The following is a 22360-nucleotide window of genomic DNA, read 5'->3' as shown; positions in this document are numbered from 1 at the left end:
GGAGGAGGCGCCCAGTGAGCCAACGGGAGTGGATCGAGAAGGACTTCTACAAGGAACTGGGCGTCTCCTCCGATGCGTCCGCCGACGAGATCAAGAAGGCGTACCGCAAGCTGGCCCGGGATCTGCATCCCGACGCCAACCCCGGTGACACCAAGGCCGAGGACCGGTTCAAGGCGGTCAGCGAGGCGCACGCCGTGCTGTCCGATCCGGCCAAGCGCAAGGAGTACGACGAGGCCCGCCGCCTGTTCGCGAGCGGCGGCTTCGGCCCCGGCGCCGGATACAGCGGCGGCGCCGGTGGTTTCAGCGGCGGCTTCGACATCGGCGACATCTTCGGTGGCGGCGCCGGCGGGGAGGGCGGTCTCGGGGACCTCTTCGGCGGCCTGTTCAACCGCGGCGGCGGCCGCACCACGACCGCGAGCTCGCGTCCGCGGCGCGGCAGCGACGTCGAGACCGAGACCACGCTCGAGTTCCGTGAGGCCGCGCAGGGGGTCACCGTCCCGCTGCGGCTGACCAGCCCGTCGCCGTGCACCACGTGTCACGGCAGCGGCGCCAAGCCCGGCACCAGCCCGCGAGTGTGCCCGCGCTGCAACGGAACCGGCATCGTCAGCCGCAACCAGGGCGCGTTCGGCTTCAGTGAGCCGTGCGACGACTGCCGCGGCACCGGCTCCATCATCGACGACCCGTGCCCGGACTGCCACGGCAACGGCGTCACCAACCGCACCCGGACCATCACCGTGCGGGTGCCGTCCGGCGTCAGCGACGGCACCCGGATCCGGCTGGCCGGTCAGGGCGAGGCCGGGCTGCGGGGTGCACCGTCGGGCGACCTGTACGTCACCGTGCACGTGCGTCCCGACAAGGTCTTCGGGCGCAACGGGGACGACCTCACGGTCGTGGTCCCGGTGAGCTACGGCGAACTGGCGCTGGGTACGACGCTGTCGGTTCCGACGCTGGACGGGCGTGTGGGCGTGAAGATCCCGGCCGGTACCGCGAACGGACGAGTTCTCAGGGTGCGTGGGCGCGGCGTGCCCAAGCGCGACGGCGGTGCCGGGGATCTGCTCGTGACCGTCGAGGTCGCGGTTCCGCAGAAGCTCGACGACCCGGCGCGAGAGGCCCTCCAGGCGTACCTGGAGGCGGAGAAGGCCAGCGGATTCGATCCGCGGGCAGGATGGGCCGGGGCCTGACGGTCCCCAACCGATCGAACGGGTGAACCAGCATGAGCGACAAGGTGCGTAACCAGTCGGAGTCCACGCCGGACCCCGACGCGCGGGTGTTCGTGATCTCGGTGGCCGCCGAACTCGCCGGCATGCATGCGCAGACGCTGCGCAACTACGACCGGCTCGGCCTGGTGACTCCGCACCGCACGACCGGGGGCGGACGCCGGTACTCGCCGCGCGACGTGGCGCTGCTGCGCGAGGTGCAGCGGCTCTCGCAGGACGAGGGCGTCAACCTCGCCGGCATCAAGCGCATCATCGAACTGACCAACCAGGTGGAGGCGCTGCAGAACCGGGTGAACGAGCTGGCCGCGGAGATCGCGAAGGTTCACGCCAGCTACCGCCGCGACCTGGTGCCCATTCCGCGCAGCAACGCGATCGTCGTGTGGAAGCCGCGCAGCGAGCGCTGACCTCCCACTCCTGAACGGGAATTCACGGCACGTTTTCTCCCCGAAAGCGTGCCGTGAATTCCCGTTCGGCGTTTCACACCGGTGCGCCGGCGGCCCGCAGCACCCGCGTGATCTGCGCGATCAGGGTCTGCCGGCCGTAGAGCAGCTGTCGGGCCTTGACTCGGATCACCCGCCACCCCGCGGCCTCGAGCGCGTTCCACCGTTCGACGTCACGGTTGCGCTGTTCGGGTTCGAAGTGGTGGTCGCCGTCGTACTCCACGACGACGCGCCACCGCTCCCACACCATGTCGACCCGGCCGACGAAGCGGCCCGCGTCGCGGATGGTCACCTGGGTGTCGGGGCGCGGCAGCCCGGCGCGGACGAGCGCGAGCCGGGTCCGGGTCTCCCACGGCGACTCCGCGCCCTCGTCGGAGTCATCGATCACGTTGCGTAGCTGCACGATTCCCCGCTCCCCGGGGTGTTGCGCGGTGAACGCGACGAGCTCGTCCCGGGTGATCCGTGTCGCGTGGTAGAGCGCGTCGACGGACTCGACTGCGGGATCGTGGTCGAGGCGGCGTCCCAGATCGAACGCGGTGCGCAGCGGTGTCGTCAGCCGCACACCGGACCGCGTGGTCACCTCGTCGGCCGGGACGTCGTCGCGCCAGAGCGTGATCCCGGGCGGAGGACGCAGATGTGCGGTGGACGCGAGCACACCGGGCGCGGCGCCGTCGATCCACCGGGCGCCCCACAGCGCGGCGGCCGACGCCCCGGCCAGGACTCCGCGGCCGCCGCACCAGTGCCACGCGGCGAGGGCGCGGGTGCGGGCGTCGACCTCGACATCGCGGTGCACGTAGGTGTCCGGGTAGAGGCGGACGTAGTGGCGCCGGAGCCCGCGTCGGCTCACCAGCCCCCGGTCCAGCGCCGCGGCGCCGCGGAACGGTACGAGAAGTGCAGTCATGTCCCGCACGCTCGCCCGGCGGTCCGACGTTCATTGCCCGCTCCCACCCCGCCCGAGCGGTCCTGTGGAAATCCCCGCCCCTGTGGACAACCCGCCCCCGCCCAAGCCCTGAACGGGAATTCATGGCACGGTTCGATCGCGGAACCGTGCCGTGAATTCCCGTTCAGGGTTTCGAGGGAGGCGCGGGCGGGGCGGAGTGTAGCGCCACCGGAGATTCTTCGGTGACTTTCCCGTCTCGTGGTAGTTCCGTTTGACGTTATCTGCGTCACACTCATAAGCTCCCGGCTCGAGCAAACGTTCGGTCCCGAACGGGGGCTCGTCGGGTTGTGTTCGGCGGGTGAAGCGCGGCAAAGCGCTTCCCTCCCGGGCCTTCTCGTGTCCGACGGAACCAAGCGAGCGCTTGGTTCGGTGTGTCTTACGGGTGTCCTAGGAGGACAGTCATGGGAAATCGGCGTCCAGTTCTCGTTGCGGCCGTCGCCGCGTCGGTGCTGACTCTCGCGGCGTGTGGTTCCGCCGACTCGGGCGAGTCCGGCGGGGCGGACCAGCCCTACCGGGTGCTCGTCACGGGCGGCATCAGTGCGCAGGGTGTGCTCGCCGCGAATGCGCAGACGTCGATCCTGGCCACCAAGGCCGGTGTCGAGGTGCAGAACCAGGCCGGCGGCATCGGCGGCCGCCAGATCGAGCTGACGGTCGTCGACGACGCCGGCGACGCCACGGTCGCGGTGACCAAGGTGCGCGAGGCCATCAACAAGCAGAAGCCGGACCTGGTCCTCAACTCCGGGCCCTCGTCGATCGGTGCCGCGGTGCTGCCGATCCTCAAGCAGAACGACATCCTCTCGTTCAACGTCGCGCCCACCCCGGATTCGACGGATCCGTCGAAGTTCCCGCTCAACTTCGACCTCGCGCCCGGTGCCGCCGACAACGCGCGCGGCATCGCCGGCCACGCGAAGGAGAAGGGCTACGACGACATCGGCGTCATCCACGGCAGCACCGCGTACGGCGAGCTGTTCGGCAAGGAGATGACGGCGGCGCTGGAGAAGTCGGGTCTGAAGCAGGTCGGCAACGAGGAGTACGAGGCGACCGCACTCGACATGACCGCGCAGTTGCAGTCGCTCAAGAACGCCGGCGCCAAGGCTCTCGCGCTGGACGCCTACGGTGCGCCGCTGGGCTACGTCCTGCAGAGCATGCAGAGGCTGGGCTGGGACGTGCCGCTGATCGGCAACACGTCGGTGTCGAGCACCAGCCTCGTCGCCAACGAGCCGCCGAACGGCGTGCTGGGTACGCCCGAGACGAAGAACCTCGTCACGCAGGTCTTCACGAGCACCGTCTACGACCCGAACAACGAGGCCGTCAACCAGATGGTCGACACCATGGCGTCGCTGGGCACCATCTCGTCGACGCTGATCATCGCCGACAACTACGACGCGTTCCCGCTGGTGGCCGCCGCCGCCGAGAAGGCCGGCACCACCACCGACGCCGAGAAGCTGGCCGAGGCCCTGGAAACCGAAGAGGTGCAGAAGAACGCGAAGACGGCCTTCCTGTCGCGCTACAACTTCACCGCCGAGAACCACGGCCCCAACCCCACCCAGGACGAGATGAAGTTCATCGCGCCCACCAAGGTCGTCAACGGCCAGTTCGGTAACGCGCAGGCATGAGCGCGGTGATCGTCGTTGCATCGGCGCGAGGGAGGTGCCGGCTGTGACCATGCTGTGGTCGGGGCTCGCCCTCGGCGCTGTCTACGTGCTCGTCGCGATCGGCTACAACATCGTGTTCGTCTCGTCCAACACGTTCAACTTCGCGCAGGCACAGTTGATGATGGTCGGCACGTTCGTGGCCTACACCGGTCTGGTGACGCTGGAGTTGCCCGTGCTGGTGGTCGCCGTCATGGCGACCGTGACGGTGATGATCCTCGCGGCCGTCGAGGAGATGGTCGCGATCCGGCCGGTGGCCGACCACCAGAACCAACTCGTCACCACGTTGGGCGCGGCGACGCTGCTCAACGGGGCGACGCAGTTGATCTGGGGCAGTGAGCCGCTCGCGGTTCCGTTCTTCGGCTCCAACGACCCCATCACCATCCTCGGGGGTCGCACCTATCCGGTGGAGATCGCGCTGCTGGTGCTCTCGATCGTGCTGGTGATCGGGCTCGGACAGCTCAGCAAGCGGACCATGACCGGTCTCGCGCTGATGGGCGTTTCCGAGGACCGGGAGGCGGCGATGCTCCGGGGGGTGAACGTGCGCCGGATCGCGATGGGCGCGTTCGCCTTCTCCGGCGCGCTCGCCGGTGTCCTGGGCCTGTTCGTGGGGCCCAAGACGTTCGCGGTCGCGACGCTCGGCGCCGCGTTGGCGCTCAAGGGCTTCGTGGCGCTGGCCATCGGCGGGTTCGGTTCGCTGCCGGGCGCGCTCATCGGTGGTCTCACCGTCGGACTGGTCGAATCGTTCACCGCGCTGTGGGCGGGTAGCCAGTACAGCAACATCGCGGTGTTCGTGGTGCTGATCGTCATCCTCATGGTCAAGCCCGCCGGACTGTTCGGCACGGTGAAGGAACGGGTGGTGTAGCCATGCAGATCTGGCGAACTCTGCGCGCGATCCCCAGTTGGATCTTCGCGCTCGTGTTCGGGGCGGTGGTGTTCTTCGCGCCGATGCTCGGCCTGGACGCCACCAACACCCGGCAGCTGCAGTTGGCGTGCATCCTGGCGCTCGTCGTCAGCGGCCTCAACCTCAGCCTCGGGTACGCGGGTGAACTGGCGCTGGGCCAGGCCGCGATGTACGCGGCCGGTGCCTACACGGCCGGCCTGCTCTCCCAGGCCGGGCACACCGAGATCCTGTTGCAGTTGGTCGCGGCCGGTGCGGTCGCGCTGGTCGTGGGCATCGTCACCGGCATTCCCGGTCTGCGGCTGGGAAGTTGGTCGTTGGCGATGACGTCGTTCTTCCTGATCCTGCTGGTGCCGGACATCCTGGCGATCTTCGGCGGCAACACCGGCGGCCGCAACGGCCTGTCGGGCATGGAACCGCCGACGCTGCTGGGGCAGGACGTCGACAAGGACATCTACTACGTCGTCGTCGGCGTGGCGATCCTGTGGTTCGTGGTGATGCGCAACCTCGTGGTCTCGCGGCACGGCATCGCGTTCCGCACGCTCAAGCAGTCGCCGGTGCTGGCGCAGTCCCAGGGCGTGTCGGTGTACCGGATGAAGTTGCTGGGCTACGCGATCGGCGCGCTGCCCGCGGGCCTCGCGGGCGCCCTGTTCGCGAACACCGACCTGTACATCTCCCCGGAGACGTTCGGGTTCACGTTCGCGACCGCGGTGCTGGCGGCGTCGATCCTGGGTGGTTCCGCCAGCGTGTACGGCGCCGTGATCGGTGCGGCCATCATGCAGTTCGGCCCCAACCAGTCGACGGCGTTCCAGGAGTACTCGCTGCTGTTCTACGGCGGGTTCCTCATCCTCGGTGGCGTCCTGCTCTCCGGTGGGCTCACCAAGGTCTTCCGGAACCTGGCGGCCCGCCTGGACCGCAAGGCCGGCATCGGTGTGGTGGAGCGGCCCGCGCCGCGCGACCCGAACGAGGTGCCCGTCGTGGCGCCCATCGCCGGTGCCCCGCTCGAGGTCGACGGCATCTCGAAGGCGTTCGGCGGCAACCAGGCGCTGAAGGCGGCGACGTTGCGCGCGGAGGCCGGACAGGTCACCGCGCTGATCGGGCCCAACGGGTCCGGCAAGACGACCCTGCTGAACATGGTGTGCGGCTTCTACACCGCCGACGCCGGACGCATCGTCATCGGCGACACCGAGGTCCAGACGTTCTCGTCGCACCGGGTGGCGCGCGAGGGCGTGGCCCGCACGTTCCAGACGCCGAACATCCCCGAGAACGTCACCGTGCTCGAGGCCGTCGCGTCGGGCCGGTACATGACCGACCGGGCCTCGATGCTGTCGGCGATCCTGCGGCTGCCGGGCTTCCGCCGGGTCGCCCGGGCCGACGTCGCCGAGGCAGAGCGGGTGCTCGAGCTCGTCGGCATGTCGCACCTGCGCAACGAAGTGGCGACGTCGTTGCCGCTGGGCATGCGGCGCATGCTCGAGGTGGCACGCGCCGTGATCGCCGAACCGCGTGTGCTGCTGCTCGACGAGATCGCGTCGGGCATGGACGAGGACGAACTGGTGCGGCTGTCGGTGCTCATCCGGGCACTGCGCGACGCCGGAGCCACGGTCCTGTTGGTGGAGCACAATTTCCGTCTGGTGCTCTCGCTCGCCGACACCATCGTCGTGCTGGCGCAGGGCGAGGTCATCGCCGCGGGTCCGCCTGCGGAGATCGAGCACCACCCGCGGGTGCTCAGCGAATACCTCGGCGTCGATCCCGACGGCGGCGCGGCGGCCGAGCTGGAGAGGGCGAAGTGATGGAACCGGTTCTGAGCGTGAAGAATCTGCAGTCCGGTTATGGTGACCTGCGGGTGGTGTGGGACGTCTCGTTCGACGTCTTCCCGGGCCGGGTCACCGCGCTGCTGGGGCGCAACGGTGCCGGCAAGACCAGCACGCTGCGCGCGATCTCCGGGCTGAACAAGGTGCACGGGGGCACCATCGAGATGAACGGGCAGGACATCTCCGGTGTCGCCGCCCACCAGCGGGTGCGCCGCGGAATGGCCTACGTGCAGGAGGGCAAGCGGGTCTTCCACAAGCAGACCGTCGAGCAGAACCTGCTGCTCGGCGGCTACACCCGCAGGATGCGGCGCAGTGCGCTCGGCCCCGACGTCGAGCGCATCTACGAGATGTTCCCGATCCTCGGGGAGAAGCGGAAGCTGCTGGCGGGGTCGATGTCCGGGGGCCAGCAGCAGATGCTGGCGATCGGTGCGGCACTGATGTCGAACCCGGCGCTGCTGCTGCTCGACGAGCCGTCCGGCGGCCTGGCCCCGGTCATCGTCAACGAGGTGATGGAGCGGGTGCAGCTGCTCAAGGAGACCGGGCTGGCCGTCCTCCTCGTCGAGCAGGCCGTCGAGGCCGCGATGAGCGTGGCCGACCACGTGACCGTTCTCGACATCGGGAAGGTCGTGATGGATTCGCCGGCGTCGGAGATCGACGACATCGCGGTGCTGCGGGACGCGTACTTCGGCCGCGTCTGAACGCCGCTCCCAACCCTGAACGGGAATTCACGGCACGCTTCGCTCGCGAAACCGTGCCGTGAATTCCCGTTCAGGGGTTCCGACGGTCAGGAGTGGATGGCGTCGTCCGCGAACCGGCGGACGGCGTCGAGACGGGCCCGCGGATCCGACGGGTCGACGTCGTAGAGCCGCCACGGGGTGACGCGGCACCGGGTGACGCCGATGTCCGCCAGCGCGCGGTAGCCGGCGATGTCGGAGACGTCGGTGGGGGAGGCGTCCACCTCGAAAGGCTCGTCGGCGCGCCCGAATTCGGCGCGCAGCTCGGTGAGCCGGCCGATCGCGTCCTTCAGCTGCGCGGAGCCGGTGTTCACGGAGATCCAGCCGTCGGCGAACCGGGCGGCGCGGCGCAACCCGGGCTCGCTGTGGCCGCCGACGTAGATCGGGACCGGCCGGTCCGGCGCCGGGCTGATCATCAACCGGTCGAAGTCGTAGTGCTTGCCGTGGAACTCGACCCACTGCGGGCCGTCGCCGGCGCAGACGGCCTTGACGATGCGGATGGCCTCGTCGGTACGGGCGCCGCGGGTGCGCATCTCGGTGCCGGTGAAGCGGAACTCCTCGGGGATCCAGGACAGTCCGACGCCGATCGCGACGCGGTTGTCCGACATCACCGCCATGGTCGCGACCTGCTTGGCGGTGAGCAGCGGATCGCGCAACGGCAGCTTGAGGACGTTGGTGCAGAAGCGCAGGCGCTCCGTCACGGCGGCCATCGCGGCCATCGCGATGAACGGATCCGGCATCGCCGTCTCCGGCGACCACATCCGCTTGCCGTCCGGCGAGTACGGGTAGTCCGCCGACACCGTCTCGGGATAGAACACCGAGTCCGGCATGGCCAGCATGTCGAATCCCACCTCGTCGGCCACGCGCGCGAGGTCCATCAGCTCACGGGGCGCGATCATCGCGCCCGACAGTGCCCACTCCATCGCTCGACCGTATCGGCGAATTCTGTTGTCGGGGAGCGCAGTCCCGGCGATCGGGACCGCGCCCCGGGGTCACTCCAGTCGGCCGGGCACCGGGTAGCTGCGCAGCGACAGGCCGATCTGGCCCGAGACGATGAGGTCGTCGATCGTCTCCTGCAGCTTGTGGCACGTGGGTACCCACGCGCGCCCGTCCTGGTCGGTGCGCGTCTTCGCGAACTCGGGGCAGACGCTGTCGGCGTCGTCGAGCCACTGGATGCTGGTGTGCGCATCGCTGTACTTCTCGACGAGGACTCGGTTGCTGCAGCTGTTGCAGCGGACGCTCTCCATGATCGGACCTCCCTGGATTCCATGGGTGACGGTAGTCACTTCGGGTGCTTCGTGCGCGTTCCCTCCCACGCAGCGGGAGGGGACGTCCCGGTGAGCGGGCGGTTCCGACCGGCCGGTAACCGCCGTCTACCTGGGCTGTTAGTCTGCGAACATGCCCGAGATCGAGCCCACCGCCGACGCTCCCGACGACGGCTACCCGCCGTTACCCGCGACCAGTTGGGCCGTGTTGGGGATGCTCACGCTCGGTGAGGGGCTCACCGGATACGACCTGAAGAAGTGGGCGGACTGGAGCATCGGCTTCTTCTACTGGAGCCCGTCCATCAGCCAGATCTACGCCGAACTCAAGAAGCTCGAGACGGCCGGTCTGGTCGAGTCGGAGATGGTGTCGGAGCCGGGCGAGCGGGGCCGGCGGGTGTACCGCATCACCGGCCGCGGCACCCGGGCGGTGCGGAACTGGTCGCGGGACGCGCCGGTGGAGCAGCCGGTGCTCAAGCACGGCCTCATGTTGCGGCTGTGGATGGGGCACCTCAACGAGCCGGACCAGCTCAAGGAGCTCGTCCGGTCGCACATCGAGAACATGGAGTCGATGCGGGAGCGGGCCAAGCTGCACGGCGACCACGCCACCCGCGAACCGTCGTGGGCCTTCTCGAAGATGAGCCTGCTGTGGGCCGAGCGCTACTTCCAGGCGGAGATCGACCTCGCCCGGCAGATTCTGGACGACATCGACGAGGCCGCCGAGACGTTCGCCGACGTTCGGGCGAGGGACGAGCTGGGCAATCCGGTTCCGGAGGTGGCCGGCTCCTGGCGTGATGTCGAGGATTTCGTCGAGGGCCTCGAGCGACGCCGGCGGAGCTGACCGCCTGACGCCGCTCGGGGCCCGGACCTCACCCGGACCGGTCGTAGGTCACCGGCACCCGCCGCCGGGGACCGCGGACTGGTCCTCCTGCAACGGCTTTCGCGCATCCTGCGTCGCGGACCGCGCCGCGAGCGTCGTGAATCCGTGGAACAACTCGTCGTACCGGCGGTGCGTGGTGGGCACGCCGTCGGCGGTCAGGCGTACTGCAGGCGCGGGCGGGACGCCGCGGTGGGCATGCTCTCGAGCCGATTGCGGTGGGCGATGGGGGCGGCGCCGGTGCGTCCGGTGAGCGACTGCAGGATCGCGTTCGCCGCCATGCGGACCGGCGACGCGTGCCGGTGGTCGAACTTGAGGTGGCTGGTGGGGCCGCAGATGGACAGCGCGGCCAGCACGCCGCCGACGGGGCCGATCGGCACCGCGATGATGCCGATCCCGCCGGAGATCTGACTGACCTCGTAGGCCACGCCCATCTCGCGGACCTTGTGCAGCTCGGGGGTGAACTCGGCGAGGCTGTCGGCGCAGCCGGGGGTGTAGGCCAGCAATGCCTTGCCGATCGCGGAGTTACGCGCCGGGTAGCGGCTGCCGACCCGGGTGGGCAGTTCGGCGGCGAGCCGTCCGCCGATCTTGTCGAGGTAGAGCACGTCGGATCCGTCGAGCACCCCGAGGTGGACGACGTAACCGGTGACGCGGTGCAGCTCCTGCAGGATCGGCGCGGCCGCGCCGTGCAGGCGGTTCTGGTGGACCGCGATGGAGCCGAGCTCCATCAGCCGGGTGCCCAGCTCGTAGTCGCGGCCGTCGCGGCGCAACCACCGCATCTCGACGAGGCGTTCGAGCATCCGATGTGCCGACGACCGCGGTAGCCCGGTCCGCTTGACGACCTGGGCCAGCGTCAGGCGGCCGGGGCCGTCGAACGTGTCCAGGACGAGAGAAATGCGTTCGAGAATTGCGGTCGGGGTGGAGTCTGCAGTCGCTGGTGCGGTCATCGATGTCTCCCTCACTTCTTCGAGCATCGCGGTGAGACCCATCTGACGTGGGTATTTCGATTAGAAATAATGACACAGCTTCGTGAATTTGTGAAGTAGGTCACCAAGATCGAGATACACCGAAAGGGGGAACCCGGTGTCCCTGCTGGGACGGGGGTTCCCCCTGACGGGAGCGATGTGCGGTTGTGGTGCGGGTTCTGCACGCCGCGAGCGGCGCTTCTGCACGGCCGCGAGCGGCTCTTCTACACGGCCGCGAGCGGCTCTTCTACATGGCCGCGAGCGGCTCGCTGCCGGACCAGTCGTGGCCCCAGTAGCTGTCGGCGGTGATCTCCTCGGACGTGTAGTACGCCTCGTCCACCAGGTGGCCGTCGGTGCCGAACTCGACGTCCCAGCCACCGGGGGCGCGGACGTAGAAGGACACCATCTTGTCGTTGGTGTGGCGGCCCAGCGTCGACGACACCGAGAAGCCGTCCTTCACGACGCGGTCGAGTGCCTGTCCGACGGCGTCGAGCGTGTCGACCTCGACCATGATGTGCACCAGGCCGGGCGCACCGCCGTGCGGGGCCGGGCACAGCGCCAGGCTGTGGTGCCGCTGGTTGACGCCGAGGAAGCGCACCCGCAGCGGACCGAACTCCGGCGGCGCCGGGATCCGGAAGGCGCCGCGCGGCAGGAAGCCGAGCACGTCGGTGTAGAAGTCGAACGTGCCGTTGGGGTCCATCGTCGGCAGCACGACGTGCCCCAGACCCTGTGCTCCGGTGACAAACTTGGCGCCGAACGGGGTGACGACGGGGCTGTGGTCGAGGACCGCGCCGTGGAAGACCTCGAGCGTCGTGCCGGCGGGATCCTGGAAGGTCACGACCTCCTCGACGCGGCGGGCGTCCGCCTCCTCCAGCGACAGCGGCTTGACCGGGATCCCGGCCCGTTCGACGGCCTCGGTGACCCGGACCAGAGCGGCGTGGTCACGGACCTCCCAGCCGACGGTGACGACCTCGTCGGTCTCACCGGGGACGACGACGATGCGGGCCGCCCGCTCGTCCATGCGCAGGTACAGCGCGTCGGGGTCCGGGCCGGAGCCCTCCGCGAAACCGAGCACGTCGAACGCGAAGGTGCGCCAGCGGTCCATGTCGTTGGTCTGGACCTTCACGTAGCCCAGAGCGCGGATGTCGGTGCCGAAGCCGCCGACATTGGGGTTCGTCATGGTGTGTCTCCGTTGTGGATTCGAAGGTGAGGGATCCGGGGATCAGATCATCGAGCGGAGCGGGCCCTGCGGGTCCACGCCCAGGCTGCTGAGCGTCGCGGCGTGGTACACGGTGCCGGGGACGTGGATCGCGTGGTGCAGACCGGCGTGCGCGTCGCGCCAGAAGCGCTGCATGGGCTTGTCCATGCGCAGCGCGTTGCCGCCGCAGCGGGCGTAGACCTGGTCGATCGCGGTGACGGCCTGCCACGCCGCGTTCACCTGGGTCTCGCGGCCGAGGGCGCGCTGCTCGAACGTCGGGGTCTTGCCGGCGTCGACCAGGTCCCACATGCGGTCGACGTTGGCCAGCAGCGAGTCCCGCGCCGCACGCAGCTTCGCGGTGGCCTCGCCGACCGCGAACATCGTGTACGGGTCGTCCTTGACCGCGGTGCCCTGCGGGTTGATCCGCTCGCGCTGGTACTCGTTGGCGTGGTGCAGCACGCCCTCGCAGATGCCGATGGTGGCCGACGTGATGCCGAGCGGGAACATGTTGGACCACGGCATCAGGTACAGCGTCTCGGTGCGGCCGTACTTGCGGACCGCGGTGCCGTCGATGACCTCGTCGCAGTCCATGACGCGGTAGTCGGGCACGAACGCGTCCTTGACGACGACGTCCTTGGAGCCGGTGCCGCGCAGGCCCACGACGTCCCACGAGTCGTCGATGATCTCGTAGTCCGAGCGCGGGATGATCACGTGCAGCATCCGCGGCGGCATCTCCATGCTGCCGTCCGGGTTGCACGCGAAGGCGCCGAGGAACGCCCAGTCGCAGTGGTCGGTCCCGGAGGAGAACGACCACTTGCCGGAGAACTTGTAACCGCCGTCGACCGGCACGCACATGCCGCCCGGCATGTACGGCGACGCGAGCCACGTGTCCTGGTCCTGACCCCAGACCTCCTGCTGGACGCGGGGGTCGGCGAACGCGAGCTGCCACGGGTGCACGCCCACGATGCCGTGGACCCAGCCCGCCGACGGGTTGAGCGACGCCATCCGCATGACGGTCTCCGCGAACTCGCGCGGGTGGACCTCGAGGCCGCCGTGCTCCTTGGGCTGGAGCATACGGATGGAGCCGGCCTCCTTCATGCGCTTGGCGGTCGCGTCGGCGACCTTGCCGATCCGCTCGGCCTCGATGCCTTCGACGAAGATGTCGTCGGCGGCGGCCTCGATGCGGGCCAGGACTTCGTAGCTCATGGTGAATTTCCTTCTGGTGGATGTGGTTCTGCGCGGCGGGGACTAGGACGCCGTGGCGGAACCCTCGGCCTGCTTCGCGATGTTCTCCGCGACCTCCTTCTGCCAGCTCGCGACCGCCCGGGTGGTGTCGATCTCGAACTCGAAGCGCTTGGTCATGTCCTCGGTGACGTCCTCGACGTCGACGTAGAACTGCTGGTACCAGCGGCGCAGCTGGTACACCGGGCCGTCCTCCTCGGACAGCAGCGGGTTGTCGATGGGCGCCTTGTTCTTCCAGATCTCGACGTCCTGCTCGAAGCCCAGCTGCACGCCCTCGGCGAACTGCGCGGCCATGCCCTCGGACTCCTCGTCGGACAGGCCCGGCAGCTTCTTGACGATCGCGCCGTACTGCAGCACGAACTCGTTGTTGCTCACCGGGTAGTGGCAGTTGATGAGGACCGTCTCGATGGTCTGGCCGTTGGCGTCCGACTCGAGCCAGTCGATCATGTACGACGGGCCGAAGTACGAGGCCTCCGAACGGAGCTCGGCGTTGGGGTCGTCGTAGTTGGTGCCGGAGATGACGTCCTCACGTCCGGTCGAGTGCATGTACTGCGTGGCGATGTGGCCCTCGAAGACGTTCTTGAAGTACCGCGGGAACGAGTAGTGGATGTAGAAGAAGTGCGCCATGTCGACGACGTTGTCGACGATCTCGCGGCAGTGCGAGCCCTTGATGCGCAGGGTCTTCCAGCTCCAGTCCGTCCACTCGTCGGAGCCGTAGCCCGCGATCTCCGGGATGGTGACCTCGGCCGGCGGCGGGTTGCCCTGCGGGTCGTTCCACACGTAGAGCTGGCCGTTGCGCTCGAGCGTCGTCCAGGCGCGGGTCTTGGCGATCGGCGGCACACGGCGGGCGTAGGGAATGTCGGTGCACTTGCCCTTGCCGTTCCAGCGCCAGTCGTGGAACGGACACGCGATGGAGTCGCCCTTGATCTCGCCCTGGCTCAGGTCACCGCCCATGTGCCGGCAGTAGGCGTCGAGGACGTTGAGTTCGCCCTTGCTGTCGGCGAAGACGACGAGCTTGGTGCCGAAGGCCTCGATGGAGTGCGGCTTGCCGTCCTTGAAGTCGCGGAGGAGACCGAGGCAGTGCCAGCCGCGCGCGAAGCGGGTGGGGGCTGCCGCGGCTTCGATCTCGCGGACCTCGACGTCGTCGTCCGAGTTGACCGTTGCGGTGTCGATTGACATGAATTCCTCCGTGCCGTCAGGGGTGGGGGAGCTGTGATGCGCCTCATAGAACTCGGCGGCGTGTCGCGTGTGAAGGGTGCTTCCCGCTGGATGGAACGTGCCGAATTCGTGGTATAGCACCACTTCAGCGCGCTGCCGGGCGGCCGGCCCGAGTGCGGATGCGGCGGGCCGGGCCGCGCCTCCCACCACGCGGGAGGAGCCCTCCCGGCGCCGCGCCGCCGCTGGCTAGCGTCGCGGCACGGCGAAAGGAACTGATCATGACGTGGACGACGGCGGTGACCCCGTGACGCGGATGGCCGGCAAGGTAGTGCTCATCACGGGTGCCGGCCGGGGGCTGGGACGCGCGTGCGCGGTGCGGCTGGCGGAGGAGGGCGCCGACGTCGTCGCGCTGGACCTGCCGGGCGAGGCCACCGAGACCGAGCTGGCCGAGACCGCTCGCCTGGTGCGGGAAACGGGGCGCCGGATCGTGACCGGCGCCGCCGACGTCCGCGACTTCGACGCCGTGGCCGCGGCGGTGCGCGCCGGGGTGTCCGAACTGGGGCCGCTGCACGCCGTCGTCGCGAACGCGGGCGTGAGCGACAATCCGGGACCGTCGTGGGAGATCGACGACGCGGTCTGGAACCGGTCGATCGACGTCAACCTCACCGGGACGTGGCACACCGTCAAGGCCGGTGTCGCGGAACTGGACCCGGCCGGCGGGTCGGTGATCATCGTGAGCTCCACGGCCGCGATCAAGGCGGTGCCGGGCGCGTCGCACTACTCGGCCGCCAAGCACGCGGTCACCGGTCTGGCGAAGACGCTCGCCAACGAACTGGGCGGACGATCGATCCGCGTCAACACGATCCACCCGGGTGCGGTCGCGACCGCGATGACGCTCAACCCCGCGACGTTCGCGCGGCTGCGGCCCGACCTCGACGAACCCACCGTCGACGACGTCGCGGAGGTGATGTCGGCTCGGATGTTGCTGCCCGTGCCGTGGGTGGAGTCGATCGACGTGAGCAACGCGGTGCTGTTCCTGGCCTCCGACGAATCCCGGTACGTCACCGGCCTGCAGATGGTCGTCGACGCCGGTCAGACCCAGAAGGTGGCGTGATGAGCGGGCGTCTCGACGGGAAGGTCGCGCTGATCACCGGCGCGGCACGAGGAATGGGCCGCGCGCAGGCGGTGCGATTCGCGCAGGAGGGTGCCGACATCATCGCCGTCGACGTGTGCGCGCCGGTGGAACACGCGACCACCCCGGGGGCGTCGCCCGAGGACCTGGCAGAGACCGTGCGACTGGTGGAGTCGCTGGGCCGCAAGATCTGCGCGTTCGAGGTGGACGTGCGCGACCAGCCGGCGCTGGACGCCGCGGTGGCGCAGGGCGTCGAGGCGCTCGGCCGGCTCGACACCGTCTGCGCGACGGCCGGAATCAGCTCGTCGGGTCCGGCCGTGGAGATGGACGCCGACCGCTGGCAGACCATGCTCGACGTCAACCTCACCGGCGTGTGGCGCACGTGCAAGGCCGCGATCCCGCACCTGGTCGACGGCGGCCGCGGCGGCTCGATCGTGCTGGTCAGCTCCATCGCCGGCCTGCGCGGGCTGGTGAGCGTCGGGCACTACACCGCCGCCAAGCACGGCGTCGTCGGGCTGATGAAGTCGCTCGCGAACGAGCTGGCCCCGCACCGGGTGCGGGTCAACACGATCCACCCCGCCAACACCCGCACACCGATGATCGAGAACCCGGCCACCATGCGGACGTTCTGTCCGGGCGTCGAGAACCCGACGCAAGAACAGTTCGAGGCGGGTCTGCAGTCGATGCACCTGCTGCCGGTCGCGATGATCGAGCCCGAGGACATCGCGAACGCCAGCCTGTTCCTCGCCTCCGACGAGTCCCGTTACATCACCGGCGTGACGTTGCCGGTCGACGCCGGCCACTGTGTGAAGTAGGAACTGTGTGAAGTAGGAGGAGACGCCGATGAGGCTCGAGGATCTGCGGGGACGCACCGCGGTCGTGACCGGCGCCGGCAGCGGGATCGGGGAGAGCGCCGCCCGGCGGGCCGCCGCACTCGGCATGAACGTCGTGCTCGCGGACATCTCCGCCGACCGTCTGGACGCGGTGGCGGCGGACCTGCACGCCGACGGGCACGCCGCGCTGGCGGTGCCCACCGACGTTCGCGACCCGGCCGCCGTCGACGCGCTCGCCGACGCCGCGTACGCCGAGTTCGGCTCGGTGACGGTGCTGCTCAACAACGCCGGCCTCGAGTCGCTCGGTTTCACGTGGGAGATCCCGTCCGACGAGTGGCGGCGCGTGATCGACGTCAACCTGCTGGGGGTCTTCCACGGCATCCGGTCGTTCGTCCCGCGGATGGGCGCCGACCCGCGGCCGTCGCACATCGTGAACACGTGCTCGGTGGGCGGCATCGCGATCACCCCGCGGATGACGGCCTACGCCGCGTCCAAGCACGGCGTGCAGGCGCTCACCGAATGCCTGTACCTCGAGTGCGCCGAGGTCCATCCGCAGATCGCGGTGTCGGTGTTCAGTCCGGGCCAGGTGGCCACCCGCATCTTCGAGGACGCGCCCGACCACGACGCGAGCGCCGCCGACGCCGGGTTCTGGCGCGAACAGATCCGGGAGGGCATGACGCCCGACACCGCCGCGAAGCTGCTGTTCGACGGCATCGCGTCCGACGACTTCTGGATCCTCACCCACCCCGAGTCGTTCGAACGCCTCGCTGCCAAGCGCGCCCGGGTGCTGAGCGAGCAGCTGCGCCCGGACGCCCTCTTCGACGGCCGGAACTGACCGCGCGGGACGGCGGCCGCCTGTAACAGGTTCCAGTTTCGGGGAAACCCGGTTATCGTGTCGGTGACCCGGACCACAGTGGCCGACCCGGCGCGAGAGGCGCGCGCAGCGTGCCCGCCGCGTCCCGTGCACGCAGAAGGAACCCACATGAGCGACGCGTTCGACGACCTGCTCCACCGTCCCCGCTTCCTGGCGGACCTGCTGATCACCGCGCTCGAACGCAATGCGAACCGCGAGGCGCTCTACCTCGGTGACGTCGTGCTCACGGGTGGTCAGATGCGCGACCAGATCAGCTGTTTCGGGCAGGCGCTCGAGTCGCTGGGGGTCGGCAAGGGATCGACCGTCGCGATGCTGTCGAAGAACCGCCCCGAGGTCCTCATCAGCGTCGGCTCGCAGATGATCCTGGGGTGCCGCAACACCGCGCTCGCACCGATGGGCTCGCTCGACGACCACAGCTACATCCTCGGCGACGCCGAGATCGAGACGCTGATCTTCGACCCCACCGCGTTCGACGGGCGCGCTGCCGATCTGAAGGCCGCCGTACCGACGCTGAAGAACCTGTTCTCGCTCGGTCCGTCCGACGTGGGCACCGACATCCTGGCGCTCGCGAAGACGTTCTCGCCGCAGCCGCTGGTGGCCGCCGACGTCGACGGCGACGACCCGTCGAGCATGGTCTACACCGGCGGCACCACCGGCAAGCCCAAGGGCGTGGTCAACACGTTCCGCTCCGGGGTGACGCTGCCGCAGATCCAGATGGCCGAGTGGCAGTTCCCCGACGAGATGCGGTTCCTGGCGTGCACCCCGCTCTCGCACGCCGGCATGGCGTTCTTCGTGCCGACGCTGCTGCGCGGCGGCTCGCTGGTGGTGCTGCCGGCGTTCGAGCCCGGCGCCGTGCTCGAGGCGATCGAGAAGTACCGGATCACCTCGACCATGCTGGTGCCCACCATGATCTACATGCTGCTCGACCATCCCGACCTCGAGACGCGCGACGTGTCGAGCCTGCAGACACTGTTCTACGGCGCCGCCGCGATGTCGCCGTCGCGGTTGCAGGAGGGCATCGCCAAGCTGGGTCCGGTGTTCTTCCAGTACTTCGGGCAGAGCGAGTGCGGTATGACGATCACCGTGATGCGCAAGGAGGAGCACGACCCCGAGAACGTCGAGCGGCTGGCGTCGTGCGGGCGCCCGGTGCCGTGGCTGGACGTGCGCCTGCTCGACGACGACCTGAACGAGGTGGGACAGGGCGAGCTCGGCGAGATCTGTGTCCGCGGGCCGCTGGTGATGAAGGAGTACTGGCGCAAGCCGCAGGAGACCGCGGAGGCGCTGCGCGGCGGCTGGCTGCACACCGGCGACATCGCCCGCGCCGACGCCGACGGCTTTCTCTACATCGTCGACCGCAAGAAGGACATGATCGTCACCGGCGGCTTCAACGTGTTCCCCCGTGAGATCGAGGACGTCATCTCCGGGCATCCCGCGGTGGCGTCGGTCGCGGTCGTCGGTGTGCCCGACGAGAAGTGGGGCGAGGCGGTCAAGGCGTGCGTCGTGCTGCGCGGCGGCCAGAGCGTCGAGGCGGCGGAGCTGATCGACCGGGTCCGGGCCGCGAAGGGTTCGGTGCACGCACCCAAGTCCGTCGACTTCGTCGACTCGCTACCGCTCACCCCCATCGGCAAGCTCGACAAGAAGGCCCTGCGGGCGCAGTTCTGGGAGGGCGCGACCCGCTCGGTGTGACCGGCTCGCCGTCCGCGCCGACTCTCACACCGGGTCGGTGCGGATGGACTCGGCCGGGGTTCCGGTGGCGATCAGGCGCTCTCGCGTCGACTGCACCATCGCCGGCGATCCGCACACCAGCACCTGGTGGTCGACGAACGCGCCGTGCTCGGGGACGACCTGGGCCAGCGTGCCCTCGAGCAGGTCGTCCTCGTGGAAGTCGATGGGCCCGACCTGCGCGACGATGCGGTCGTACCACTCGTCGGAGTCGGCCGGTCCGGTGATGTCCTCGACGACGGGCACCGTGGTGAGCCACGGCAACTGCTGGGTGAGGACCCACAGCATGTCCGACGCATAGAGGTCCTGGACCGTGCGCCCGCCGACGAAGAGGTAGACCTGCGGGGGGTTCGGCACCTGCGTCAGGTCCAGGATGATCGAGCGCAGCGGCGCCAGGCCGGTGCCGCCGGCGACCATCACCACCGTCGGTCCGTTCTCGTCGACCGCGAGTTCGCCTCGGGGCGAGGAGATCTGCCACCGGTCGCCGGGGGTGGTGTTCTCGACGATGTGCCGGCTCACCCACCCGCCCGGCACGGTCCGGACGTGGAACTCGAGTTTGCCGTCGAGCGACGGCGGCAGCGCGGGCGAGAGTCGCCGCGGCAGGTTCGGGAACTGCGGGACGGTGACGTCGACGTACTGCCCGGCGCGGAACGGGACCGGCTCGCCGATGAGGCGGACCACCGCGAGATCCTTGCGCAGGCGGTGATGTTCGACGACGGTCGCGGTCCAGGTCTGCTGCTCCATACCGCCATTGTTCCCGGTCCGCTCCACCGCGCTCGGCGGGTGGGTCACGCGGCGTCGACGCGGCGGTTGTGCCGGGCCTGGGCCGCCGTCATCGCGAGCACCAGCACGGCGCCGAGCGCGAGCGGCAGCACCACGCCGGTCGTGGCGCCGCCGACGGCGCGGCCGAAGACTCCCGCCCCGTACACCGTCACGGGCACTCCGGTGCCCGACAGGTAATCCCATCGCCGGGGCCGGACCGGCGGTCGACCCAGCCACGGCACGCGCCGTCCGCGGTTCTCCCGCAGCGTCCGGACAACTCCCGCCGCGGCGAGTCCGGCGCCGACGCATGTCAGCAGGGCGCTGACGACTGCGAGCCCGGTGGACGGCGGGGCGAGGATGAGCGCGAGCATCGCGGCGATCAGGCCCGCGAACCAGACGACGAAGGTCACGACCGATCCGGGCGGGGGCTCGCTCGCGTCGACGCCGAGCGGGCGCGTCGGGGGCGTTCCGGTCACGTCGTCAGGACGCCGTCGTCCCGAAGGTGTCCGCGGCCCAGTCGGTGAACGGCGTCCACGGCACCTCGGGGAAGTCGGCGTGCAGCCGCGCCACGTCCACCTGGTAGCCCGGGCCGCCCAGGAACTGCCACATCGCGTGCATGTCGGGGTTGTCGACGGCGTCCAGCGGGGTCTGCTCGTGCCGAACGGGGGAGCCGAGCGCATCCGTGAGGGCGGCGGCCATCGCCGCGGGAGTGGGTGCGTCGCTGGCCAATTCGATCCGTCGGTCCGCGAAGCGCTCCGGGGAGAGCAGAACCAGTGCCGCGAACGCGCCGAGATCGCGGCGATCGAGCTGCTGCAGGGGGCGGTCCGGCGGCAGCGGCAGATCCAGCACGCCGTCGGTGCGGATCCGGTCGGCGCCGCCGAGTGCGTTGTCGTAGAAATACGTGGGGCCGAGGACGGTGTGCGGTACCGAGCCGGCCGCCAACTCCGCCTCGATGACGGCCTTGCTCTGGAAGTGCGGAACGCCGCTGTCGGTGTCGGCGCCGGCGACGGAACTGAACACCAGGTGCGGTACGTCGGCCTCCTCGGCGGCCGCCGCGATGGTGCGGCCCTGCGCGATCTCCTCGTCGATGCCGCCCTCGAACGGAGTCGTCATCGCGAAGACGGCCGTGACGTCCCGCATCGCCGCCACCAGCGAGTCGCGGGAATCGAGGGATCCGGTCACGACGTCGGCGCCGGCCGCGGCCAGGGCGCGGGCGCCGGACGACGCCGGGTTGCGCACCAGGGCGCGCAGCGGGGCCCCGCGCTCGAGCAGCGCCGTGCTCACCGCGCGGCCCTGGCCACCGGTGGCGGCCAGAACGAGAATCGGGTGCTCGGGCATAAGTTCTCCTCCGGCCGGACGCGGCATGCTGTCGCTGCGAGCGTACCGGGGGCGCGGGTCCACCCGCGCCCTCCTCGGCGGGTGGCCCGGGTCAGCGCAGGGGGTCGTGCGAGATCGCCTCGACCGGGGTGCCCGCGCGCTGCAACGCGTAGGCCGTGGTCTTGACCATCGCCGGCGACCCGCAGATCTGCACCTGCCGGTCGGCCCACGAACCGAACCGGCTCACCACCGACCCGATCGGGCCGCGCAGCCGCTGGTGCAGTCCGTGCGGCGGTTCGAGCACGGGATACGGGTGCCACCAAGGGTTCTCGTCCTCCTCGGTGACCGGGACCACCGTGAGCCACGGGTTGCTCAGCGACAGGTGCCACAGCGTCTCGATGTCGTACAGGTCGCACGGGTACGCGCCACCGACGAACAGGTGCACGCGGGGATTGATGCCGCGGTGCGCCATGTCCATGACCTGGGCGCGCAGCGGTGCCAGCCCCGTGCCGCCGGCGATCATCAGCACGTCCTTGCCGCTGTCGAGGTCCACGTGCAGGCCACCGAGCGGCGAACTGATCCGCCAGCGGTCACCGACCGCGGTCTCGTTGACCATCGGCGGACTCACCCACCCGCCCGAGACCCGGCGCACGTGGAACTCGAGCTGACCGAACGGGTTGGTGGGAATCGCGGGCGAGAGGTACCGCCACATCTGCGGCCGCTGCGGGATCTGCACGCTCACGTACTGGCCGGCGGCGTACGGGATGGGGGAGTCGCACTCGAGGCGGATGACCGCGAGATCGCGCAGCACCCGTTCGTGGCTGACGACCGTCGCCTCCCACACGGCGGGGAAGTCGTCGGCATCCGCGGCGTCCGACATCGTCGTGGTGATCAACGCGACCAGCTCCCGCCAGGCGGCGTCGGCCTCCGGGCTCCACGGCTCGTCGGAGTCGGCGTCGCGGATCGCGTCGAGCACCGCGTTGCCGGCCGCCGCGTAGTGCTCGCGCTCCACTCCGTACTTGCGGTGGTCGCGGCCCAGTTGCGCGAGGAAGGGTAGCAGCCGGTCGACGTCGTCGAGCCCGCGCACGATGAACTCGAGCGCGGCGACGAACCGGCTGCGCTGGCCGTCCATGCCGGCCGGGAACAGTGAGCGGCACTGCGGCAGGCGGCCGAAGAAGTGGGTGTAGAAGGTGCGGGCGAAGCGGTCGCGGTGCTCGGGGGAGGCGGTGACGGCAGCGAAATGTGAGCGGATGAGCCTGACCTCGGCCGTGTCCACGTCGTCCTCCCTCGCGTGTTCTCGTGGCCCGCTCGCGGGATACCGAC

Annotated in this window: 23 protein-coding genes; 11 read left to right on the top strand and 12 right to left on the bottom strand. The window is 69.8% G+C overall.

The features are described from left to right. Positions 1–14 precede the first annotated feature (14 nt). Complete coding sequence (dnaJ, locus tag E7742_RS15745) at positions 15–1181, top strand: molecular chaperone DnaJ (protein ID WP_137799791.1); 1167 nt, start codon at positions 15–17, stop codon at positions 1179–1181. A 32-nt stretch (positions 1182–1213) separates the two neighbouring features. Then, positions 1214–1621 carry a heat shock protein transcriptional repressor HspR gene (locus E7742_RS15740; RefSeq protein WP_137799790.1) on the top strand — a complete coding sequence of 136 codons (408 nt, stop codon included), beginning with the start codon at positions 1214–1216 and terminating at the stop codon, positions 1619–1621. Between the two features lie 73 nt (positions 1622–1694). On the opposite strand, the gene E7742_RS15735 is transcribed toward E7742_RS15740, so the two are convergent. Further along, positions 1695–2558: an endonuclease domain-containing protein gene (locus tag E7742_RS15735; protein WP_137799789.1), complete on the bottom strand. Its 864-nt coding sequence runs from the start codon at positions 2556–2558 to the stop codon at positions 1695–1697. Positions 2559–2998: 440 nt separating this feature from the next. Between E7742_RS15735 and E7742_RS15730 the strand changes: the two genes are divergently transcribed. Genes E7742_RS15730 through E7742_RS15715 form a run of 4 tightly spaced genes read left to right on the top strand, consistent with a single transcriptional unit; the run spans position 2999 to position 7659 of the window. Then, positions 2999–4213, top strand: coding sequence for an ABC transporter substrate-binding protein (locus E7742_RS15730; protein ID WP_137799788.1), 1215 nt, complete (start codon positions 2999–3001; stop codon positions 4211–4213). A gap of 43 nt (positions 4214–4256) precedes the next feature. Continuing rightward, positions 4257–5114, top strand: a complete 858-nt coding sequence (locus E7742_RS15725) for a branched-chain amino acid ABC transporter permease (RefSeq protein ID WP_137799787.1) — start codon at positions 4257–4259, stop codon at positions 5112–5114. A 2-nt stretch (positions 5115–5116) separates the two neighbouring features. Next, positions 5117–6940, top strand: a complete 1824-nt coding sequence (locus tag E7742_RS15720; protein ID WP_137799786.1) for a branched-chain amino acid ABC transporter ATP-binding protein/permease — start codon at positions 5117–5119, stop codon at positions 6938–6940. Then, a complete protein-coding gene (locus E7742_RS15715; RefSeq protein ID WP_137799785.1) occupies positions 6940–7659 on the top strand; it encodes an ABC transporter ATP-binding protein in 720 nt (239 codons plus the stop codon). The genes E7742_RS15720 and E7742_RS15715 overlap by 1 nt, the downstream gene beginning before the upstream one ends. A gap of 86 nt (positions 7660–7745) precedes the next feature. Here E7742_RS15715 and E7742_RS15710 read toward each other — a convergent pair whose 3' ends face one another. After that, positions 7746–8618: a TIGR03619 family F420-dependent LLM class oxidoreductase gene (locus E7742_RS15710; protein WP_137799784.1), complete on the bottom strand. Its 873-nt coding sequence runs from the start codon at positions 8616–8618 to the stop codon at positions 7746–7748. 69 nt (positions 8619–8687) lie between these two features. Further along, positions 8688–8942 (bottom strand): hypothetical protein, encoded by a 255-nt coding sequence (locus E7742_RS15705; protein ID WP_137799783.1) that lies wholly within the window; start codon positions 8940–8942, stop codon positions 8688–8690. A gap of 151 nt (positions 8943–9093) precedes the next feature. Between E7742_RS15705 and E7742_RS15700 the strand changes: the two genes are divergently transcribed. Further along, complete coding sequence (locus E7742_RS15700; protein ID WP_137799782.1) at positions 9094–9798, top strand: PadR family transcriptional regulator; 705 nt, start codon at positions 9094–9096, stop codon at positions 9796–9798. Positions 9799–9846: 48 nt separating this feature from the next. Here E7742_RS15700 and E7742_RS23635 read toward each other — a convergent pair whose 3' ends face one another. The 5 genes from E7742_RS23635 to E7742_RS15680 form a co-directional block, all read right to left on the bottom strand. Next, positions 9847–9981, bottom strand: a complete 135-nt coding sequence (locus E7742_RS23635) for a hypothetical protein (RefSeq protein ID WP_302660011.1) — start codon at positions 9979–9981, stop codon at positions 9847–9849. A gap of 11 nt (positions 9982–9992) precedes the next feature. Further along, on the bottom strand, positions 9993–10781 hold the full coding sequence (locus E7742_RS15695) for an IclR family transcriptional regulator (RefSeq protein ID WP_137799781.1): 789 nt from the start codon (positions 10779–10781) through the stop codon (positions 9993–9995). A gap of 265 nt (positions 10782–11046) precedes the next feature. After that, a complete protein-coding gene (gene bphC / locus E7742_RS15690; protein WP_137799780.1) occupies positions 11047–11979 on the bottom strand; it encodes a biphenyl-2,3-diol 1,2-dioxygenase in 933 nt (310 codons plus the stop codon). 42 nt (positions 11980–12021) lie between these two features. Next, positions 12022–13203 carry an acyl-CoA dehydrogenase family protein gene (locus E7742_RS15685; protein WP_137799779.1) on the bottom strand — a complete coding sequence of 394 codons (1182 nt, stop codon included), beginning with the start codon at positions 13201–13203 and terminating at the stop codon, positions 12022–12024. Between the two features lie 42 nt (positions 13204–13245). Further along, positions 13246–14418 (bottom strand): Rieske 2Fe-2S domain-containing protein, encoded by a 1173-nt coding sequence (locus E7742_RS15680; protein ID WP_137799778.1) that lies wholly within the window; start codon positions 14416–14418, stop codon positions 13246–13248. Between the two features lie 292 nt (positions 14419–14710). On the opposite strand from E7742_RS15680, the gene E7742_RS15675 reads away from it, so the two are divergent. The 4 genes from E7742_RS15675 to E7742_RS15660 all read left to right on the top strand — a co-directional run bounded on the left by E7742_RS15675 (position 14711) and on the right by E7742_RS15660 (position 18922). Then, positions 14711–15511, top strand: coding sequence for a mycofactocin-coupled SDR family oxidoreductase (locus tag E7742_RS15675; protein ID WP_137801248.1), 801 nt, complete (start codon positions 14711–14713; stop codon positions 15509–15511). Further along, a complete protein-coding gene (locus E7742_RS15670) occupies positions 15511–16344 on the top strand; it encodes a mycofactocin-coupled SDR family oxidoreductase (protein WP_137799777.1) in 834 nt (277 codons plus the stop codon). The genes E7742_RS15675 and E7742_RS15670 overlap by 1 nt, the downstream gene beginning before the upstream one ends. A 28-nt stretch (positions 16345–16372) precedes the next feature. Beyond that, a complete protein-coding gene (locus E7742_RS15665) occupies positions 16373–17197 on the top strand; it encodes an SDR family NAD(P)-dependent oxidoreductase (RefSeq protein WP_137799776.1) in 825 nt (274 codons plus the stop codon). A gap of 147 nt (positions 17198–17344) precedes the next feature. Then, a complete protein-coding gene (locus E7742_RS15660; protein WP_137799775.1) occupies positions 17345–18922 on the top strand; it encodes an AMP-binding protein in 1578 nt (525 codons plus the stop codon). A 24-nt stretch (positions 18923–18946) separates the two neighbouring features. Here the strand turns inward: E7742_RS15660 and E7742_RS15655 are convergent, their stop codons facing one another. From E7742_RS15655 to E7742_RS15640, 4 genes are all read right to left on the bottom strand, one after another. Then, positions 18947–19702 carry an FAD-binding oxidoreductase gene (locus tag E7742_RS15655; RefSeq protein WP_137799774.1) on the bottom strand — a complete coding sequence of 252 codons (756 nt, stop codon included), beginning with the start codon at positions 19700–19702 and terminating at the stop codon, positions 18947–18949. A 44-nt stretch (positions 19703–19746) separates the two neighbouring features. Then, complete coding sequence (locus tag E7742_RS15650) at positions 19747–20196, bottom strand: hypothetical protein (protein WP_137799773.1); 450 nt, start codon at positions 20194–20196, stop codon at positions 19747–19749. Between the two features lie 4 nt (positions 20197–20200). Further along, positions 20201–21058 carry an NmrA/HSCARG family protein gene (locus tag E7742_RS15645; protein WP_137799772.1) on the bottom strand — a complete coding sequence of 286 codons (858 nt, stop codon included), beginning with the start codon at positions 21056–21058 and terminating at the stop codon, positions 20201–20203. Between the two features lie 91 nt (positions 21059–21149). Beyond that, positions 21150–22313: an FAD-binding oxidoreductase gene (locus E7742_RS15640; RefSeq protein WP_137799771.1), complete on the bottom strand. Its 1164-nt coding sequence runs from the start codon at positions 22311–22313 to the stop codon at positions 21150–21152. Positions 22314–22360: the final 47 nt, after the last annotated feature.

The sequence above is a fragment of the Rhodococcus sp. SGAir0479 genome, assembly GCF_005484805.1.
In the GTDB taxonomy this organism is placed as follows: Bacteria; Actinomycetota; Actinomycetes; order Mycobacteriales; family Mycobacteriaceae; genus Prescottella.
This window is presented reverse-complemented; position numbering and strand designations above follow the sequence as displayed.

Coding starts and splice junctions, on each gene's coding strand:
- E7742_RS15700 (WP_137799782.1), top strand. CDS start 9,094: ATGCCCGAGATCGAGCCCACCGCCGACGCTCCCGACGACGGCTACCCG.
- E7742_RS15705 (WP_137799783.1), bottom strand. CDS start 8,942: ATGGAGAGCGTCCGCTGCAACAGCTGCAGCAACCGAGTCCTCGTCGAG.
- E7742_RS15675 (WP_137801248.1), top strand. CDS start 14,711: ATGGCCGGCAAGGTAGTGCTCATCACGGGTGCCGGCCGGGGGCTGGGA.
- E7742_RS15695 (WP_137799781.1), bottom strand. CDS start 10,781: ATGACCGCACCAGCGACTGCAGACTCCACCCCGACCGCAATTCTCGAA.
- E7742_RS15710 (WP_137799784.1), bottom strand. CDS start 8,618: ATGGAGTGGGCACTGTCGGGCGCGATGATCGCGCCCCGTGAGCTGATG.
- E7742_RS15665 (WP_137799776.1), top strand. CDS start 16,373: ATGAGGCTCGAGGATCTGCGGGGACGCACCGCGGTCGTGACCGGCGCC.
- E7742_RS15660 (WP_137799775.1), top strand. CDS start 17,345: ATGAGCGACGCGTTCGACGACCTGCTCCACCGTCCCCGCTTCCTGGCG.
- E7742_RS15730 (WP_137799788.1), top strand. CDS start 2,999: ATGGGAAATCGGCGTCCAGTTCTCGTTGCGGCCGTCGCCGCGTCGGTG.
- E7742_RS15680 (WP_137799778.1), bottom strand. CDS start 14,418: ATGTCAATCGACACCGCAACGGTCAACTCGGACGACGACGTCGAGGTC.
- E7742_RS15655 (WP_137799774.1), bottom strand. CDS start 19,702: ATGGAGCAGCAGACCTGGACCGCGACCGTCGTCGAACATCACCGCCTG.
- E7742_RS15740 (WP_137799790.1), top strand. CDS start 1,214: ATGAGCGACAAGGTGCGTAACCAGTCGGAGTCCACGCCGGACCCCGAC.
- E7742_RS15715 (WP_137799785.1), top strand. CDS start 6,940: ATGGAACCGGTTCTGAGCGTGAAGAATCTGCAGTCCGGTTATGGTGAC.
- E7742_RS15645 (WP_137799772.1), bottom strand. CDS start 21,058: ATGCCCGAGCACCCGATTCTCGTTCTGGCCGCCACCGGTGGCCAGGGC.
- E7742_RS15735 (WP_137799789.1), bottom strand. CDS start 2,558: ATGACTGCACTTCTCGTACCGTTCCGCGGCGCCGCGGCGCTGGACCGG.
- E7742_RS15685 (WP_137799779.1), bottom strand. CDS start 13,203: ATGAGCTACGAAGTCCTGGCCCGCATCGAGGCCGCCGCCGACGACATC.
- bphC (WP_137799780.1), bottom strand. CDS start 11,979: ATGACGAACCCCAATGTCGGCGGCTTCGGCACCGACATCCGCGCTCTG.
- E7742_RS15670 (WP_137799777.1), top strand. CDS start 15,511: ATGAGCGGGCGTCTCGACGGGAAGGTCGCGCTGATCACCGGCGCGGCA.
- E7742_RS15720 (WP_137799786.1), top strand. CDS start 5,117: ATGCAGATCTGGCGAACTCTGCGCGCGATCCCCAGTTGGATCTTCGCG.